Genomic DNA, 428 nt, shown 5'->3' with positions numbered 1-428 from the left:
CTTAAAACCACCCCAGCCGATGGCTCGATTCTAGCGAATTCCATTGGTGAGGAACAGATCTATTTAAGATCTGATATCAATGGAGGCCGCTATGGCTCATATTCGCATCCGTCCTAATGGGCGCATTCAGTTCGATCTTCATTTGTACGGCCAACGCTTTCGCGAAGGTACCCAGCAAATGGCCACCCCAAAAAATGTCAGGCTTGCTCAAGCCACACTCAAACAAATGAACGCCGAGATTGACCTTGGCTCCTTTCAATACCGTAATTACTTTCCACACAGTAAAAAAGTGGCCTTGTTTGAACGCTTACAGCGCGAGAAGTACCCCGACCACCTGTATCCTTTTTTCAATGACTTTGCGAATCAGTGGTATGAGCGTCAGAAAGGCAACTGGAAAGCCAGTTATAAAGGCGTGGTGAAGAACACCC

The 428-nt window shown here is 47.2% G+C and carries 1 protein-coding gene; it reads left to right on the top strand.

Annotation, left to right across the window (positions count from 1 at the left end; genetic code table 11):
* Positions 1 to 91: 91 nt before the first annotated feature.
* On the top strand, positions 92 to 428 hold a 337-nt coding region (locus tag AB4486_RS27430; RefSeq protein ID WP_372119952.1), incomplete at its 3' end, for an Arm DNA-binding domain-containing protein.

The sequence above is a fragment of the Vibrio sp. 10N.222.55.C6 genome (genome assembly GCF_041473395.1).
In the GTDB taxonomy this organism is placed as follows: Bacteria; Pseudomonadota; Gammaproteobacteria; order Enterobacterales; family Vibrionaceae; genus Vibrio; species Vibrio crassostreae_C.
The sequence above is the reverse complement of the archived record's forward strand: the minus strand, read 5'-3'. Positions and strand labels throughout refer to the sequence as shown.